Annotated in this window: 19 protein-coding genes; 10 read left to right on the forward strand and 9 right to left on the reverse strand. The window is 71.1% G+C overall.

Annotated features, from left to right (window positions below):
• The first annotated feature begins 19 nt into the window (after positions 1-19).
• On the forward strand, positions 20-775 hold the full coding sequence (locus tag AB0E90_RS38930) for a hypothetical protein (protein ID WP_360417078.1): 756 nt from the start codon (positions 20-22) through the stop codon (positions 773-775).
• Positions 776-846: 71 nt separating this feature from the next.
• Here the strand turns inward: AB0E90_RS38930 and AB0E90_RS38935 are convergent, their stop codons facing one another.
• On the reverse strand, positions 847-1,683 hold the full coding sequence (locus tag AB0E90_RS38935) for an SDR family NAD(P)-dependent oxidoreductase (protein ID WP_360417080.1): 837 nt from the start codon (positions 1,681-1,683) through the stop codon (positions 847-849).
• Between the two features lie 62 nt (positions 1,684-1,745).
• Between AB0E90_RS38935 and AB0E90_RS38940 the strand changes: the two genes are divergently transcribed.
• Entirely contained in the window at positions 1,746-2,366 is a 621-nt protein-coding gene (locus tag AB0E90_RS38940) for a DUF998 domain-containing protein (protein WP_360417082.1), read from the forward strand.
• 130 nt (positions 2,367-2,496) lie between these two features.
• Positions 2,497-3,042, forward strand: coding sequence for a hypothetical protein (locus AB0E90_RS38945; protein ID WP_360417084.1), 546 nt, complete (start codon positions 2,497-2,499; stop codon positions 3,040-3,042).
• Here the strand turns inward: AB0E90_RS38945 and AB0E90_RS38950 are convergent.
• Entirely contained in the window at positions 3,023-3,415 is a 393-nt protein-coding gene (locus AB0E90_RS38950; RefSeq protein WP_360417086.1) for a VOC family protein, read from the reverse strand. The genes AB0E90_RS38945 and AB0E90_RS38950 overlap by 20 nt on opposite strands.
• Before the next feature lie 21 nt (positions 3,416-3,436).
• Entirely contained in the window at positions 3,437-4,321 is an 885-nt protein-coding gene (locus tag AB0E90_RS38955) for a DUF2199 domain-containing protein (RefSeq protein ID WP_360417088.1), read from the reverse strand.
• A 213-nt stretch (positions 4,322-4,534) separates the two neighbouring features.
• Here AB0E90_RS38955 and AB0E90_RS38960 point away from each other — a divergent pair, with 213 nt between their 5' ends.
• Both AB0E90_RS38960 and AB0E90_RS38965 read left to right on the forward strand, forming a co-directional pair.
• Complete coding sequence (locus AB0E90_RS38960) at positions 4,535-4,894, forward strand: hypothetical protein (protein ID WP_360417091.1); 360 nt, start codon at positions 4,535-4,537, stop codon at positions 4,892-4,894.
• Positions 4,895-4,898: 4 nt separating this feature from the next.
• Positions 4,899-5,450 (forward strand): GNAT family N-acetyltransferase, encoded by a 552-nt coding sequence (locus tag AB0E90_RS38965; RefSeq protein WP_360417093.1) that lies wholly within the window; start codon positions 4,899-4,901, stop codon positions 5,448-5,450.
• A 6-nt stretch (positions 5,451-5,456) separates the two neighbouring features.
• On the opposite strand, the gene AB0E90_RS38970 is transcribed toward AB0E90_RS38965, so the two are convergent.
• Genes AB0E90_RS38970 through AB0E90_RS38985 form a run of 4 tightly spaced genes read right to left on the reverse strand, consistent with a single transcriptional unit; the run spans position 5,457 to position 8,166 of the window.
• Positions 5,457-6,413, reverse strand: coding sequence for a TIGR03885 family FMN-dependent LLM class oxidoreductase (locus AB0E90_RS38970; RefSeq protein WP_360417095.1), 957 nt, complete (start codon positions 6,411-6,413; stop codon positions 5,457-5,459).
• Complete coding sequence (locus AB0E90_RS38975; RefSeq protein ID WP_360417097.1) at positions 6,410-6,970, reverse strand: N-acetyltransferase; 561 nt, start codon at positions 6,968-6,970, stop codon at positions 6,410-6,412. The genes AB0E90_RS38970 and AB0E90_RS38975 overlap by 4 nt, the downstream gene beginning before the upstream one ends.
• Before the next feature lie 45 nt (positions 6,971-7,015).
• Positions 7,016-7,534, reverse strand: a complete 519-nt coding sequence (locus AB0E90_RS38980) for a hypothetical protein (RefSeq protein ID WP_360417099.1) — start codon at positions 7,532-7,534, stop codon at positions 7,016-7,018.
• On the reverse strand, positions 7,531-8,166 hold the full coding sequence (locus tag AB0E90_RS38985) for a TetR/AcrR family transcriptional regulator (RefSeq protein WP_360417101.1): 636 nt from the start codon (positions 8,164-8,166) through the stop codon (positions 7,531-7,533). Before AB0E90_RS38985 ends, AB0E90_RS38980 begins: the two co-directional genes overlap by 4 nt.
• 94 nt (positions 8,167-8,260) lie before the next feature.
• Between AB0E90_RS38985 and AB0E90_RS38990 the strand changes: the two genes are divergently transcribed.
• The 3 genes from AB0E90_RS38990 (at position 8,261) to AB0E90_RS39000 (ending at position 10,425) form a co-directional block, all read left to right on the forward strand.
• Complete coding sequence (locus AB0E90_RS38990) at positions 8,261-8,674, forward strand: heme-binding protein (RefSeq protein ID WP_360417103.1); 414 nt, start codon at positions 8,261-8,263, stop codon at positions 8,672-8,674.
• Positions 8,675-8,800: 126 nt separating this feature from the next.
• A complete protein-coding gene (locus tag AB0E90_RS38995) occupies positions 8,801-9,178 on the forward strand; it encodes a YciI family protein (RefSeq protein ID WP_360417105.1) in 378 nt (125 codons plus the stop codon).
• Positions 9,175-10,425: a sigma-70 family RNA polymerase sigma factor gene (locus AB0E90_RS39000; RefSeq protein WP_360417107.1), complete on the forward strand. Its 1,251-nt coding sequence runs from the start codon at positions 9,175-9,177 to the stop codon at positions 10,423-10,425. The genes AB0E90_RS38995 and AB0E90_RS39000 overlap by 4 nt, the downstream gene beginning before the upstream one ends.
• Before the next feature lie 11 nt (positions 10,426-10,436).
• On the opposite strand, the gene AB0E90_RS39005 is transcribed toward AB0E90_RS39000, so the two are convergent.
• Both AB0E90_RS39005 and AB0E90_RS39010 read right to left on the reverse strand, forming a co-directional pair.
• Positions 10,437-12,227 carry a HAMP domain-containing sensor histidine kinase gene (locus tag AB0E90_RS39005; RefSeq protein WP_360417110.1) on the reverse strand — a complete coding sequence of 597 codons (1,791 nt, stop codon included), beginning with the start codon at positions 12,225-12,227 and terminating at the stop codon, positions 10,437-10,439.
• Positions 12,228-12,914 carry a response regulator transcription factor gene (locus AB0E90_RS39010; RefSeq protein ID WP_360417112.1) on the reverse strand — a complete coding sequence of 229 codons (687 nt, stop codon included), beginning with the start codon at positions 12,912-12,914 and terminating at the stop codon, positions 12,228-12,230.
• 80 nt (positions 12,915-12,994) lie between these two features.
• Here AB0E90_RS39010 and AB0E90_RS39015 point away from each other — a divergent pair, with 80 nt between their 5' ends.
• Complete coding sequence (locus AB0E90_RS39015) at positions 12,995-13,534, forward strand: hypothetical protein (RefSeq protein ID WP_360417114.1); 540 nt, start codon at positions 12,995-12,997, stop codon at positions 13,532-13,534.
• Entirely contained in the window at positions 13,521-14,558 is a 1,038-nt protein-coding gene (locus AB0E90_RS39020) for an efflux RND transporter periplasmic adaptor subunit (protein ID WP_360417116.1), read from the forward strand. Before AB0E90_RS39015 ends, AB0E90_RS39020 begins: the two co-directional genes overlap by 14 nt.
• The last annotated feature ends 2 nt before the right edge of the window (positions 14,559-14,560 follow it).

A 14,560-nucleotide genomic window follows, 5' to 3' on the forward strand; every position in this document is an offset into this window, starting at 1 on the left:
CCCGTCGAAGGAGAACGCTGTGCCCCTCGTACGCCGTTTTGTCCCTCTTATAGCTCTTGTCGGTTTGCTGATCACCGCGTTCGTTCTCCTGCCCGGCCCGCTGGCCGGCAACGACTTCCCCGGCCAGGGCCGGCTGGTGGCCGCGGTGCACCAGGGTTTCGTGGGCTACTGGCAGGCGGGCAGTTCGGCCCTGCCGCCGCCGTTGCAGCACGTCGTGGATTACTGGTTCCGCTTCCACCTGGTCAAGGGCCTGATCGCCGCGCTGCTGCTGGCCACACTGATCGTGCTCGGCGTCCGGCTGCGGCGCTCGCTCACCGGCGCGGCCCTGGTCGCGGCGGGCGGGGCGGTCGTCGCGCTCGGCGTGCTCGCGACGGTCGCGGTGATGGCCAACATTCAGGGCATGGTCGCCCCGTTCGGCTCCCTGTTCCCGATGCTGCTGGAACGCCCGGCCACCCCGCCGCTGACCGCCGCCCTCACCGACGCCGGCCGGCAGCTGGCCGCCGGTGGCCGGTTCTCGCCGGCGGTGCAGGTCATGGTCGACCAGTTCGTCCGCTACCACGCGGCCATGGCCGTGATGGCCGCCGTCCTCACCGTCCTCTTGGCCGGTCTGGCCGCGACGTCGTGGCGCCGCTTCGCCAAGCGGCGGCAGCGAGCGCTGATGCCCGCCCTCTGGTCGGTGCTGACCGTGGCTCCGGTCATCCTCCTGATCGCCAACGTCAGCTCCGTCGCCGACCCGGTCCCCAGCCTGCTCGGCCTCGTCCGGGGCGGCTGGTGAGCTACCGATGCCCGCCGATCGCCGCGAGGCTCGACCGCCACAGGCGCTGCGCCCGGGCCGAGGCGGTCGAGCTACCGATGCCCGCCGATCGCCGCGAGGCTCGACTGCCACAGGCGCTGCGCCCTCGCCGGGTCGGTCGAGCGGCCGGTCGCCGTGAAGGGCGCACGCCCGGCGAAGTAGCCGCCCGGGAGCAGCGCCTCCGGGTCGGTGGCCAGCCAGACGAGGGTGTCGGCGCCCTGTTCGCTCGAGCGGAACAGGCCGGGCGCGAACCTCGCCAGGCTGAAGGCGGGGCTCTGCCGGCCGAAACCGCTGCGGACCAGGCCGGGGAAGAAACACGTCGGCACGATGCCCAGACCGGTCCAGCGGCGGGCCGCCTCCACCGTCATCAAGATGTTGGCCTGCTTGCTCGCGCCGTAGGCCAGCCAGCGGCTGAGCTGGCGGCGGCCGGGCCGGTCGACGTCGAGCGTGCCCCACGCCTCGGCCACCGAGGAGGTCGTCACGATCCGGGCCGGCGCCTCCGGCGTGGCCGCGGCCCGCAACCGGTCGAGCAGCAGATGGGTGAGCAGGAACCCGCCCAGGTGATTGATCTGCATGGTCGCGTCGTTGCCGTCGGCGGTGGGCCGGCGCACCGAGGTCAGCAGCCCCGCGTTGTTCGCCAGCACGTCGATGCGCTCGTGACCGGCCGCGATCGCCGCGCCCGCCGACCGGACCTCGTCCAGCACCGCGAAATCCGCGCGGTACGACGCCGGGGTCCGGCCGCCGGCCTCGCGAACCCGCGCCACGGCGTCCGCGAGCCGCCGCGGATCCCGGCCCAGCAACACCACGTCGTCACCGGCCCCGGCGAGCGCAACCGCCGCGGCCAAGCCGATCCCCGAGCTCGCGCCCGTCACCACCACCGTCCGGCGCATACCCTCATTCGATCATCAGCCCCGCCGCTCCGCCCGGTGGCCGCACCGATCATGATGACGGGATGACCCGGAGCCGGCTGGCCGCGGCGGCCGCGCTCACGGTCACCGGAGGCGCCGCCGCCATGCTGTTCGCGCTCGTCGCCGGGCCCGGGGCGTGGTGGCGGGGCTATGTCAGCGAGGCGGGAGCGGCCGGTCAGCCGTACGCCGTGGTCTATCGCCTTGGTCTGATTCTGCTCGCGCTCGGCGTCGCGCTGCTTGGCCGGGCCCTGCGGCGCGCCGGGCTGTTGTTGCTGGTCGCGGCGGTGCTCGCCGGCACGTCCGGCGTCGTGCCGTGCAGCGATCAGTGCCCCCTGCCGCCGTACGAACCGACGACGCCCGCCGATGTCGTCCACACCGCCGCCAGCATCCTGGGCATGGCCGTCCTGGCCGTCGCGATGGCGTTGACCTGGCGGTCGGCCGTTCGCCCGGCGATCCGGCGGCTGACCGTCGTCGCCCTCGCGCTGACCGTTCCGCTGGGCGCCGCCCTGGGCCTCACCATGCTGTTTGCCGGGCGTGGCACGACCGGCGCTCTCCTCGAGCGGATCCTGCTCGCGGTCGCCGTGAGCTGGCTGATCGGCGCTGCCCTGCTCACCGCGCTCGACGGCAACAGACGCCCGGGGCGGTCGAGGGCCTCCCCGAACTGAGGTATTTCCCGCCTGCCCCGCACCGGTCGCTGCGCCGACGAGGGGCCGATGCGTTGCCGCACGCCCTGTCCCGGCCTCCGGACTTGGTCGCGTTCTTGTTTCTCGTCGCGGGTGGCGTCAATGTGGCGAGGTGCGAGGCGAGGCGGTCCTTGGCGGGGAGCTCGATCAGCTGTTGAGGTCGGACGATGATGCGCGTGAACGATGGCTCGACCGCCGGGAGCCGGCGCCCACGGCGCCGAACTGGTGGTTGCACCTGCTGCTCCTGATCGATGAACGCTGGGAGAGTCAGCCGGCGGAGCGAACAGGGTGGGCTCAGCTGAAGATCTGGTTGTTGGGCCAGGCCGGTGGGCGTTCGGCGCTTGGCCGGGGCGAGGTCGCGGAGCGGGTGGCGTACTACGTGTCCCAGATGCGTGACGCCGGAATTGCCGCTTCGCTGCTGCCGTCCGCGGACGCCGTGGTTCGGGCGTGCCTGGATGCCATACCGGTCTCGCTGGACGAAGTCGTCATCCTGACGGATCAGCGGAAGCTGTACGCGTTGGAGCGCCAGGAGATGCTCGATTCGCGGCGCGCCAGGAACCTCGTCAACGCCGCCGAACGGCACTTGGCAAGCCTCGATGATCCTGCCGTGGTTCGCCTTCTCCTCGCATGGCTCGCCATCAAGCCACGTCTGGTGTGACCTTCCGTCCAGACGTTTTGTAGTACTGCACGACGCAGAACTCGTTGTTTTCCGGGTCGGCCATGACGAGAACGGCGCCTTCGGGGTAGTCGTGTCGTTCGCCGGTCCACCGGCCGCCCAGGGCCCCGATCCGATCCACCGCTTCGTCGGCGTCAGCGACGGCGATGTCCAGATGCAGTCGCGCCTTGCCGACTTTGGGTTCCGGCACCGGCTGGAACGTCAACACCGGCGTGCCGTCGTCGACAGTCACCCGCCGCCAGCCGGGGAGGGACTCCGTCACTCGTCCGCCGAGCACCGCAGACCAGAAATCGGCCAGCCGCTGCGGATCCTGACAGTCGATCGTCACGCCGGCAAAGCGGCCGAATATCCCCATGACGCCAAACGTAGCGACTGTCTAACCGTGCCGGGCTGAACGCCAAACGCTCTGGGCCCAGGCCAGGTCAGAGGGATCGTCATACATGCACGTGACGCAGAGAATGGTGCCGGCGGTCGCGACGTAGCCGTACAGCTCCTGCTGTGTCCGATCATCGGCGATGGCGGTGAGCCAGAAAGCACGTCGCAGCACATCGCCGTCGCGTTCCGACAGCTCGCCCTCACATCGTTCGGGCAGTCCGCGGCTCACCTCGGCGATGGCCGCGTCGGCTGTCACGGTTGCCGGCGTGTCGAAAACCTCGATGTGAACAGTCCGGCCGGGCCCGGTGAACACCGTCGTATCGGTTGTCCTTCGCGGTCCCAGGCCGGCGGTTCTCTCGATTGACCAACCTGCGGCGATCTGCTGACGCACAGGCGCCGGCAAGGGATGCGCGATTCGGCTGAGAACGTCATCTCGGTCCCAGACGTCGGTCAGCACCCGCGATAGCAGGGTGTCCTCATCAGCGACCAGATACGGCAGCGTTCCAGCGTCGCGGACCACCGCTCCGGCGGCCTCTCCGAGAAGTTCCGGCCAGGGCTTGATCGCGTTGGCCACCTCGCCGTGAAGCTCGAGGGCGGCGTACTCAGGTGTCGACCAGACCGCAACGGCGTGGCGCAATTGCTCGTCGTCGAGCCTCAGCCAGACCGAGTACGTCACGCTCCCGCCGCCGCTCAGGCGCACCGGCATGAGGCAGCGGAGGAACCCGCCGACGCCCTCCAGCCGCTGGAAGTCGGAGTTACCCCAGACCGACGCACGCTGCTCGGCCGACAGTGCCAGCAGCGCATCCGGCAGCGCCGACCGGATGTCGAGATCGACGCCGTCCAGCGGAGCGCCGCAGCACGAGCAGCCCGGTAAATGATCAAGCATCCCGGGCACTCTACGAGACCGCCTGCTGGGCGTCGAGAGCTGATTCCACCGGGCCTGACTCGCTCTCGGCCCGCAGCGCCACCCAGGTCCGTATGTGGGCTACTGCCGCGCACGCGTGGCAGCCAAATGAGTAAGCACGCGGGCCGGCGAGCCGCCCTGCCGGTCGACGGATAGCCTTGCCGGACGCGCCGGCGCAAATCAGTGGGGGTGGTCGTGGGTTCGTCGACGATGCAGTCGCCTCTCCCGCAATTCATGATTCTCATCTGCGAGCGCGAGGCACCCGAGAGCGTGTTGGCGGCCCCACCCACCGTCCTCGAGGCTCACTTGCGTCTGCCGCGGGCGGTCGCCGAGACCGGCGCCCGGATCGTGGCGGGCAACGCGATGGGACCTCCGTCAAATGCCGTGTCGATCCGCGATAACGTCCCGGTGCGCGGCTCTCTGGCCGGCCGTGAGCGGACCCTGGCCGGCTACTTTCTCGTGGAGGCGTCGGATCTGGACCATGCGGTCTGGATCGGGCGCATGATCCCCGTCATCGACGGCTGGGTCGAGGTACGCCCAGTCCTGACGGCCTGACGTCATGGTCGCCGTTCTCACCGTGGAGGCAACGCCGTCGGCACCACCCCTCGTTCTGCGGCCCTGGCGGTACGGCGACGTGGCGGTGCTGACCCGGATGGGTTCCGACGACGCGTTACGCCGGTGGACCAGTTTTCCCACCGGCAACACTGAAGACATCCGGGAATGGATCACAACTCAACGTGACGGCCGGGATACCGGAGACCGGATCAGTTACGCGGTTCAAGAGGTCGATCCGCGTGACGCCCGGGCCGGCGAACCGGTTGCTCACGTCGTACTCAAGCTTCACGGGCAGCCGGTGGGCGAGGTCGGCTACTGGACGGCGTCACACGCCCGTGGCCGCAACATTGCTACCCGCGCGGTCGACGAGTTGTGCCGCTGGGCATTCGAGCAGTACGCGCCGGCTCGGCTGACCCATCTGGAACTGATCCACCAGGTCGACAACCAGGCGTCCTGCCGGGTCGCAGCGAAGGCTCATTTCTCCCTGCTCCAGGTACTCCCGCCTCAGCCACCATGGCCGTGGGAAGGGCATCTGCACGTTCGGCGGCGTCTGTAGGACCCGCTAACGCAGAGCCGGCAACACTTTGGCGCCGAATGCCTCGATGAACGGGATCAGATCCTGCCCGACGTGGTGCAGGTAGATGCGGTCGAAGCCGAGCGACGCGTACCCGCGCAGCCATTCGGTGTGCGCCTCGAGGTCGGCCGAGACGTTGACCACCTGGCGCACCTGTTCGACGGTCACGTTTTCGCTGATCACGTCGAATTGCTCCACCGTCTCGAGGTCCCAGCAGACCGGCGGCCGGAAGACGTTGCTACGCCACTGGTCGTGCGCGATCGCCGCGGCCTCGGCCTCGGTCGGCGCCCAGCTCAGATGGACCTGCAGGCAGACCGGCCCGCGGCCACCCGCGTCCCGGTAGGACGCGATCATCGCGCGCAGATGCTCGGTCGGCGCGTTGACGGTGACCAGCCCATCGGCCCACCCCGCGCACCAGGCGGCGGTCTTCGTGCTCACCGCGGCCCCGATCAGCGGCGGCGCCTCGTCCGGCCGGGTCCACAACCGGGCCTGGTCCACCGTGATCAGGCCGTCCCGGGTGACCTCCTCGCCGGCCAGCAGAGCGCGGATGACCTGCACCGACTCGAGCAGCCGCGCCTCCCGGACCTCTTTGCGCGGCCACGGTCCCCCGGTGATGTGCTCGTTGCTGTATTCGCCGCTTCCCAGCGCCGCCCAGAACCGCCCCGGGAACATCGCGCCGAGAGTCCCGATGGCCTGCGCGATGATCGCCGGGTGGTAGCGCTGGCCCGGTGCGTTGACCACGCCGAACGAGAGGTTCGTGGCCTGCAGCGCCGCACCCAGCCACGACCAGGCGAAGGCGGACTCGCCCTGCCGGCTGCTCCACGGCGCGAAGTGGTCGGAGCACATCGCGGCTTCGAAGCCGTGCCGCTCGGCCGCGATCATGGCGGTGAGGAGGTCGGCGGGCGGGATCTGCTCGTGCGAGGCATGGATTCCGTACTCCGTCATGCCTGGGGCGTTACCCCGGACTCCACGGGCGCAACCAAGCCACCGACACGACGCCCGAAGCTGGGGTATTCCATGATGTAGCACCTCTCCACCGGGTTCGGGCGGTACGGGATGACCTGGTCGGTCAGCCGGAATCCGACTCGCCGGTAGAACGCCAGCGCCCGGGCGTTGCTCTCGTGGACGCCGAGCGTCAGCCGCGCGACGTCGATGTGCTGCTCGGCGAAATGGACCGCCGCCTCGACGAGACGGGCGCCGAGGCCGGCCGGCCCGCGATGTCCGGCACGGACGTAGACGGCGTGGATGTGCGCGTGGTCGGGCACCTCCACCAGGGGCTCGACGCTCACCGACCCCACCCAGTCACTGTTCTGGTCGCAGGCGATGAAGGTCGCGCCGTCGCCGGAGGCCGCTGCCCGCTCCTGCCAGAACACGTCGGGGCGAGCGGCCAGTTCGGCGTACGAAATGCTGAATGCCGTGGGGGTGTCCTGCACCGCCTCGAGCCTGATCGCACGAAGCTGCCGCCACTCGCCGGCAGTCATCCGGCGGATGAGGTAGGTCATTCCTCGATCCTCGAACGGATGGGCTGTGGCTGACCTGAGACTCGCTCAGCGCAGGGTCAGACGGAACGCCCGGGCGCCCGCGGCCCATGCCGATCGCAGGTCGGCCGGATCGGGGTTGCCGCGCTCGTCGAAGCCGATCTTGTTGAAGCCGGCGAAGTTGCGGTTGTCGCGCGCGATGACGGCGTAGTCCTCGACCACGTCGGCCTCGTCGGTGTGGACAACCACGTCGGCCACGCGTCGCCGGCCCTTGAAGCGGACATCCAGCGGGACGCCGGTGCGCAGGTTACGGCCCCAGCCGAACGGCGTCCCGATCAACAGACAACCCTCATGCATGGTGTACGCGACCGGAACGGTGTAGTGCTTTCCGGATTTGCGGCCCACCACGTACAGCGTGATCAGGCGTTTCCCGATGCCGCGCGACAACAGCGGCGCCCGCAGCAGCCCTCGGACGAGCCAGTTCGCGACACCTTGCCAGGCGAGTGTCTGCGCCCTGCCACCCTCAGCGGAACCGTCGCCCATCCGGTGACTGTCCCGCACGGACGACGCCACCGCAAGCACCGTCACGCGCCGCCGATCGGCGGCGCGAATCCGACGAGCTTGTTGAGCAGCCGGGTCGTCTGCTCGGCCAGGGGCGGCCACGGCAGGCCAGGCTCATTGATGCGCAGTGACAGCATGCCGATCACGGCGGCACGCAGATCGAGCGCCACGGCGGCGGCGTCACCGGCCGGGGCGGCCCCGGCGTCCATGCACTCCTGAACGGCGGCGGTGGTTCGGCTCACCATCGCCTCCTTGAACGGCATGCCGGGCTGCCGGCTCACCTTGCTCTCGTGCATGACTTTGTAGAGCCCGGGATGCTCGCCGGCCCAGGCGGCCTGCCCGAGCATCCGCGCGAGCAACCGCGACGCGGGATCCTCGTGTCCGGCCTCGGCCTCGTCGGCAGCCGCCAGCATGTCGTCGTGGCAGTGCTGCATGACGGCCAGCACGAGCGCGTCACGATCCGGGAAGTACAGGTAGATCGAGGACGGCGAGACCGACAGGGCACGCGCGACCGCCCGTAGGGACAGCCCCTCGTCATCACCAAATTCATCCAGCATGTGTACGGCGGAGGAAATGATCTCCGCACGCAGCAGTTCCCCGTGGCCCCGGGCGTTCGGGCGCCGCGCGCCGGCCGATCGAGGTTGCGGGGCACTGTCCATGAATCGAATTCTTCCAGCGCTCGGCCATTGCGCCGCAACCGGCCATGCAAATACAGTCGTCCATGCATGGACAGCTGAACACCTAAGGAGACTTATGCCGGTCACGCACGACGACGCGCAGAAACTGATCGCCGGCGCCCACCGCCGGGCCGCGGAACTGGGCGCCCAGGTCACGGTCGCCATCGTCGACGAGGGCGGTCACCTGCAAGCTCTCGGCCGGATGGACGGCGCGCCGCCACTGTCCAGCGGGATCGCCGAGCACAAGGCGGCCGGTGCGGCACTGTTCCGCCGCGACGGCGCAGAACTGCGCCGGATGCAGGAGGCGTGGCCGGCCTTCTTCGGCCAGATCGAGCGGGCCTTGAACCGGCCGGTTCTGGTCGGAGCGGGCTCGATGCTGATCCAGCGGTCCGGCACGGTGGTCGGCGCCATCGCGGTCAGCGGCGGAGCGCCGCAGCAGGACGACGAGTGCGCCGAAGCCGGGCTCGCGAGGATGACGCCACCCGCGTAGCCGGTCAGGCGGCTGGGCTGTCTTCAAGAACAAATTTCCGGGATGGTGTCGTATCGGGGTGTGGCCGTTCGTGGAATTAGTGTGTGGCGGCCGGTCGGGCCGCGGACGCACCAGGAGGAGACGACCATGACGGAGTACCTGATCACCTTCAACGATGAATGGGTGCGCGAACATACGGCGGAGGAACTGGTCGAGAAGGGCGCGGCCGCCCGGGTCGTGCTCGAGGAGATGCTGGCGGAGGACGTCCTGGTCTTCACCAACGGCGGCCTCGACCGGTCCACCGCGGTGTGCAGCGTCGAGCTGGTCGACGGCAAGACCGTCTTCACCGACGGGCCGTTCGTCGAGACCAAGGAGCACCTGGGCGGTTTCTGCGTCGTGGAGGTGGCCGACGACGAGGCGGCGCGATACTGGGCCGGCCGGCTCGCGACCGTGCTCGACTGGCCGCAGGAGGTGCACCGGTTCCGCGGTCCCGGGCAGGCTCGGCGCGTCGGCTCCGGGGCTTGACCGGCTCCGCCGTCGAGCAGGCGATCATCCGCGCGCACCGGGAACAGTGGGCGCGGGTGGTGGCCGACCTCGCGCGCCGTTTCGGCGACCTCGACGTCGCCGAGGAAGCGGCGGCCGAGGCGTTCGCGGCGGCCGCGGAGAAATGGCCGCGTGCGGGCGTGCCGCCCAGTCCGGGCGGGTGGCTCGCCACCACCGCGACCCGCAAGGCGATCGATTGGCTCCGTCGCGAGTCACAGCGCGACGCCAGGCACCAGGCGGCCCTGACCATGCACGACGACACCCCTCTCGAGCCGACCGGCCCGGTCGAGGACGACCGGCTCCGGCTGGTCTTCACCTGCTGCCATCCCGCGCTCGCGATGGAGGCCCGCGTCGCGCTCACCCTGCGCCTGCTCGGCGGTCTCACGGTCGGTGAGATCGCCCGCGCCTTCCTGGTGCCGGAGACCACCATGGCGCGCCGGATCACTCGCGCCAAGGTGAAGATCCAGGCGGCCCGCATTCCCTACCGGGTGCCCTCGGCCGACGACATCCGCCGGCGCCTCGCCGGCGTGCTCGCGGTCGTCTACCTCATCTTCAACGAGGGCTACCTCGCCGGTGAGGGCTCCGATCCGGTCCGCGCCGACCTCACCGACCAGGCGATCCACCTCGGGCGCTTGCTCCGCGCCCTCCTGCCGGACGACGGCGAGGTGGCCGGCCTGCTCGCCCTGATGCTCCTGACCGACTCCCGGCGGCCGGCCCGGGTGTCCCGCATCGGCGAGCTGGTGACCCTCGGCGAGCAGGATCGCGGCGCCTGGGACCGCACCCTCGCCGCCGAGGGCACCGCCCTGCTCCAGGAGCGGATCAGGGTGGTGGCCGCCGGTGGTGGCCGGCCCGGGCGCTACCAGCTGCAGGCCGCGATCAACGCGGTCCACATGGCGGCCCCGTCCACCCGGGACACCAACTGGTCCGCGATCGTCGCCCTCTACGGCCAGTTGGCGCTCCTCGACCCGTCGCCGATCGTGCGGCTCAACCGCGCGGTGGCGATCGCCGAGGTCGACGGCCCCGGGGCCGGGCTCGCCGAGATCGACCGGCTCGCCGAGCTCCTGGACGGCTACCACGCCTACCACGCCGCCCGCGCCGACCTGCTGCGGCGACTCGGGCACGGCCCCGAGTCGCAGGCGGCCTACGACCGGGCCATCGCCCTGGCCGGCAACCCGGCGGAGCGCACCTACCTCACCCGCCGCCGCCGAGCTGTCGGCGAGACCGGCTGAACGCGCCTGGCTCAGCCGCCGCCGGGCTGCCGGCGAGGTTGGCCCGCGCACGGCAGGTGCAGGGTGAACGTTGCGCCCTGGCCGGGTGGGCTGGTGACCTGGACCGTGCCGCCGTGGGCCTCGGCCAGCTTTCGGGTGATCGCCAGGCCCAGGCCACTTCCGCCGGTCTGGCGGTTGCGGGACTTCTCGGCCCGCCAGAAGCGCTCGAACACCAGCGGCAGGTCGGCGGCGGCGATGCCGGCGCCCTCGTCGGCGACCGCGACGGTCACCCCGTCGCCGGCGGCGCGGGCCAGCAGGGTCACGGCGCCGCCGGGTGGGGAATGACGGACGGCGTTGCCGGTCAGGTTGCCGATCGCCTGGCGCAGGCGGATCGGGTCGGCGGTCAGCGTCAGGCCGGGTGGGGCGTCCACCAGGACGGACACCGACGGCGTACGGAATGTCGCGGCGATCTGGGCGAGCAGCTCGGGCAGGTCCACCTCGGCGAGATGCAGGCGCAGCTCGCCGGCGTCCGCCGCGGACAGGTCCTGCAGGTCGTTGATCACGTGCTGGAGCAGCACCGCCTCCTCCAGCAGCGAGTTGACCAGGGCGTCGTCGAGCACCGCCACGCCGTCCTCGGTCGCCTCCAGCCAGCCGCGGATGTTCGTCACCGGCGTACGCATCTCGTGGGCGATGTCGCCGACCATGTCGCGCCGCAGCAGCTCGGACTGCTGGCGGCGGGCCGCCATGTCGTTGAAAGCGGCGCCCAGCCGGGCGATCTCGTCGTTGCCGCGCACCGTGACCCGGGTCGAGACGTCGCCGTCGCGCATGCGTGACGCGGCGATGGTCAGGGCGCGCAGCGGCCGGACCAGGCGGCGGCCGACCAGCGCGCCGACCAGCACCGTGAACAGCAGGACCAGGGCGCTCACGCCGACGATCCGGGCCCGGTTGGCGGGTGACAGGTCGAAACCGGTGGCCGGGGCGGCGCCGGGGGTGGTCAGGTAGAGCAGCGCGGCCGGCGCGGTGTAGGCGGCCAGCTGGGTGCGGCGGGCCTGGGTCACGCAGCCGACCACCGCGGTCTCGAGGCCGAGACCGGCCCGCACGTTGCCCGGGTCGGCCCAGCGCCAGCTGAAGTCCGGCGACATCCGCACGGTGGGCGCGTTACGGGGGCGCAGGCAGTTGTTGACCAGGGTGTCCAGCTGGGCGATCGCCCGGCGTTCGGTCGCGGTCGGCTCGGCCAGGGCGCCGCGCGGGCGGAGGCAGGTCGTGCCGGTGGGCAGGTCCGAGCCGGGGGTCTCCACGCGGGGGCGGCCGCTCGGGTCGATCACGATGCGGGCGTCGCGGATCTCCCGGTCCCCCGGGTAGTCGTCGCCCGCGGGCGTCGTGCGCAGGCAGTCCAAGACCTCCGACGCCAGGGCGTGCAGGGCGGTGCGTTCGGCGGCCGGGAGCCGGAAGGGGCCGACCGCGCGGCTGTCGATCTGGGCGGAGAGATCCTGCAACGGGTCCACGGTGGCCGACGCGTGCGCCGGCAGGGCGCCGCTGCCCGAGTCGGCGATCACCGTGCCGTCGCGGGTGGTCAGGGCCACCCGGTGGCCGGTCGATGCGGCCAGCGTCCGCACCACCGGCGCGCCCCCGGACCAGGACGGGTGGGTGGCGGCGAACCCGAGCAGCGTGTCGTAGACCCGGGCGTCGTCGGTCAGGGCCTGCGCCTGTTCCTGGCGTAGTGCCCGGGTGGTGGTGCGCACGACCAGCCACGCGGTGGCGGCGACCGAGCAGATCGAAACCACGGCCAGGGCGGCCAGCAGGCGTACGAGCAGGGAGCGCATCTAGGCCGCGACCTTGTAACCGACGCCGTAGACCGTCAAGATCAGCGCGGGGTTGCGCGGATCGGTCTCGATCTTCTTGCGGAGATTCATGACGTGTACGTCGACGGTCCGCACCGTCACGAACCGGTCGAACCCGTGCAGGCGCCGCAACAGCTGGGCGCGGGTGAACACGCGGCCGGGCTCGGCGGTCAGGGCGGAGAGCAGTTCGAACTCACCGGGCGTGCAGTCGATCATGCGGTCGGCGAGACGGACCTCATGACGTACCGGATCAATGCTCAGGTTTCCCGCCGTGAGTGACCGATCGGGCGGCGCGGAACGCGCCGCTCCCGTGCGCCGCAGCAGCGTGCGCACCCGGGCGACCAGCTCGCGGGGGCTGTAGGGCTTGGTCAGATAGTCGTCCGCGCCGAGGTCGAGGCCGAGGAGCAGGTCGTCCTCGCCGGCCCGCGCGGTGAGCATCAGCACCGGCAGGTCGGATTCCTGGCGCAGCACCCGGCAGACGTCGAGACCGTCCATCCGGGGCATCAGCACGTCGAGCACCAGCAGGTCGGGCTGGTTGCGCCGGCACTGCTCCAGCGCGGCCCGGCCGTCACCGACGACCGTCACCCGGTGGCCGTCGTGCTCGAGGTAGCGGCGCACCAGTTCGGCCTGCTTGATGTCGTCCTCGGCGACCAGCACATGTGCGCACATGGCGGCGAGTGTAGGCGGGACCATCGGCGGCTCACGAAATCCTGACAGGTTCCATAAAAGTGCCGGGCAGCGTCCCCGGCATGCGAAAAATTGTTGTCGCCCTTCTCGGCGTCGTGGCCGTGGCCGGGTGTGCCGGCCCCTCCTCATCGGAGGCCGGCCCGCAGGTCGCCACCATCAGCAGCCCGGCGCCGTCCGCCTCCGCGGCGGCCGCCGCCGGGGAGACCCGGCCGCAGCTGCGGCTCGACACCAGCGACGAGGAGCGGACCCGGCTCTACACCGCGTACGACGACTGCCTGGTCGGGCACGGTGTGAAGGTTCTGGTCACCATTCCGGGGCCGAACGGGGGCCGCCGGATCGACGACAGCGGCGAGCCGAAGTCGGCCTATCTCGCCTGCGCGAACAAGCTGCCGCTGCAGCCGAAGGAGCTCGACGAGGACGCCAACCCGAACTTCGCCGCGCAGTGGAACGACCACGTGCGCTGCCTGCGCAAACACGGATTCAAGGTGCACGTGACCAAGCCGGGCGAGTGGACCTTCGACGTCGACCACGGCGGTACGCCGCCCAACGGCGACAAGATCGAGCAGGACTGCATCCGGGAGGCGTTCGGTGCGGGCAGCTAAGTTCGTCGCCGCCGGGGTGCTCCTCGCCGCCGGCGCGGGCTTCGCGGTCGCCCGGTTCGCCCCGTCCCGAGTGGCGGCGACCCCGGCCACCGCGCCGTCGCTGACCATCGCGCAAGTCACCCGGACCGATCTGGCCGATAGCCGCATTATGCCGGGCACACTCGGTTACGGCGCCGGGGTGACGGTCCGCGGCAGTGGGCCGGGCGTCGTCACGCAACTGCCGGCGGTGGGCAGCACGGTGCGTCGCGGGAAGCCGCTCTACCGGGTGGACGACCAGCCGGTGCTCGTCCTGTTCGGCGCCACTCCCCTGTTCCGGGCGCTCGATAAAACCGGCCTGACCGGCCGGGACGTGGCCGAGCTGCGGGACAATCTGATCATTCTGGGGTATGCGTCCCATCGCGTACGGGACAACGACGTGCTCGATGCGGGGCTGCTCGACGCCGTACGCCGATGGCAGCGCGATCTTGATTTTCCGTCACCGGGCGTGGTCGTCACCCCCGCACGGACCGTCGTCCTCGACGGCCCCGGGCGGGTCTCCGCGATCGCCGCGCATCCCGGCGACCCGGCGGCCGGCGATCTGTTCACGGTCACCGGCGCCGGGAAGGTCGTGACCGTGCCGATGGAGGCCACCGACGCCGGATCGGTGCGGGCCGGCGTGGCGGTGAACGTGGATCTGCCCTCCGGGACCGAGACGCCGGGCACGGTCGGTTCGGTGGGGACGGTCGTCGCCGAGGGTCAACCCGGGGAGGCGCCGAAACTCACCGTGACGATCCGGCTGACCCGCGCCGCCGACGTGGCGAAGCTCGACGCGGCGGCGGTCCAGGTGCGCTTCACCGGCCAGGTCCGCAAGCAGGTGCTGACGGTTCCGGTGGGTGCGCTGGTCGCGCTGCGCGAGGGCGGGTACGCCGTGCAGAAACGCGACGGATCCCTGGTGCCCGCGAAGACCGGCATGTTCGCCGACGGTCTGGTCGAGGTGTCCGGGGCGGATGTCACCGAGGGCCTCGAAGTGGTGACCACGCCGTGACG

The sequence above is a fragment of the Actinoplanes sp. NPDC026619 genome, from assembly GCF_040638295.1.
GTDB lineage: Bacteria > Actinomycetota > Actinomycetes > Mycobacteriales > Micromonosporaceae > Actinoplanes.

Excerpts from the sequence above, each read along its gene's own strand:
- AB0E90_RS38940 (WP_360417082.1), top strand. The coding sequence starts at position 1,746 with ATGACCCGGAGCCGGCTGGCCGCGGCGGCCGCGCTCACGGTCACCGGA.
- AB0E90_RS38970 (WP_360417095.1), bottom strand. The coding sequence starts at position 6,413 with ATGACGGAGTACGGAATCCATGCCTCGCACGAGCAGATCCCGCCCGCC.
- AB0E90_RS38975 (WP_360417097.1), bottom strand. The coding sequence starts at position 6,970 with ATGACCTACCTCATCCGCCGGATGACTGCCGGCGAGTGGCGGCAGCTT.
- AB0E90_RS38935 (WP_360417080.1), bottom strand. The coding sequence starts at position 1,683 with ATGCGCCGGACGGTGGTGGTGACGGGCGCGAGCTCGGGGATCGGCTTG.
- AB0E90_RS39005 (WP_360417110.1), bottom strand. The coding sequence starts at position 12,227 with ATGCGCTCCCTGCTCGTACGCCTGCTGGCCGCCCTGGCCGTGGTTTCG.
- AB0E90_RS38965 (WP_360417093.1), top strand. The coding sequence starts at position 4,899 with ATGGTCGCCGTTCTCACCGTGGAGGCAACGCCGTCGGCACCACCCCTC.
- AB0E90_RS39015 (WP_360417114.1), top strand. The coding sequence starts at position 12,995 with ATGCGAAAAATTGTTGTCGCCCTTCTCGGCGTCGTGGCCGTGGCCGGG.
- AB0E90_RS38950 (WP_360417086.1), bottom strand. The coding sequence starts at position 3,415 with ATGGGGATATTCGGCCGCTTTGCCGGCGTGACGATCGACTGTCAGGAT.
- AB0E90_RS39010 (WP_360417112.1), bottom strand. The coding sequence starts at position 12,914 with ATGTGCGCACATGTGCTGGTCGCCGAGGACGACATCAAGCAGGCCGAA.
- AB0E90_RS38995 (WP_360417105.1), top strand. The coding sequence starts at position 8,801 with ATGACGGAGTACCTGATCACCTTCAACGATGAATGGGTGCGCGAACAT.
- AB0E90_RS38955 (WP_360417088.1), bottom strand. The coding sequence starts at position 4,321 with ATGCTTGATCATTTACCGGGCTGCTCGTGCTGCGGCGCTCCGCTGGAC.
- AB0E90_RS38990 (WP_360417103.1), top strand. The coding sequence starts at position 8,261 with ATGCCGGTCACGCACGACGACGCGCAGAAACTGATCGCCGGCGCCCAC.
- AB0E90_RS38985 (WP_360417101.1), bottom strand. The coding sequence starts at position 8,166 with ATGGACAGTGCCCCGCAACCTCGATCGGCCGGCGCGCGGCGCCCGAAC.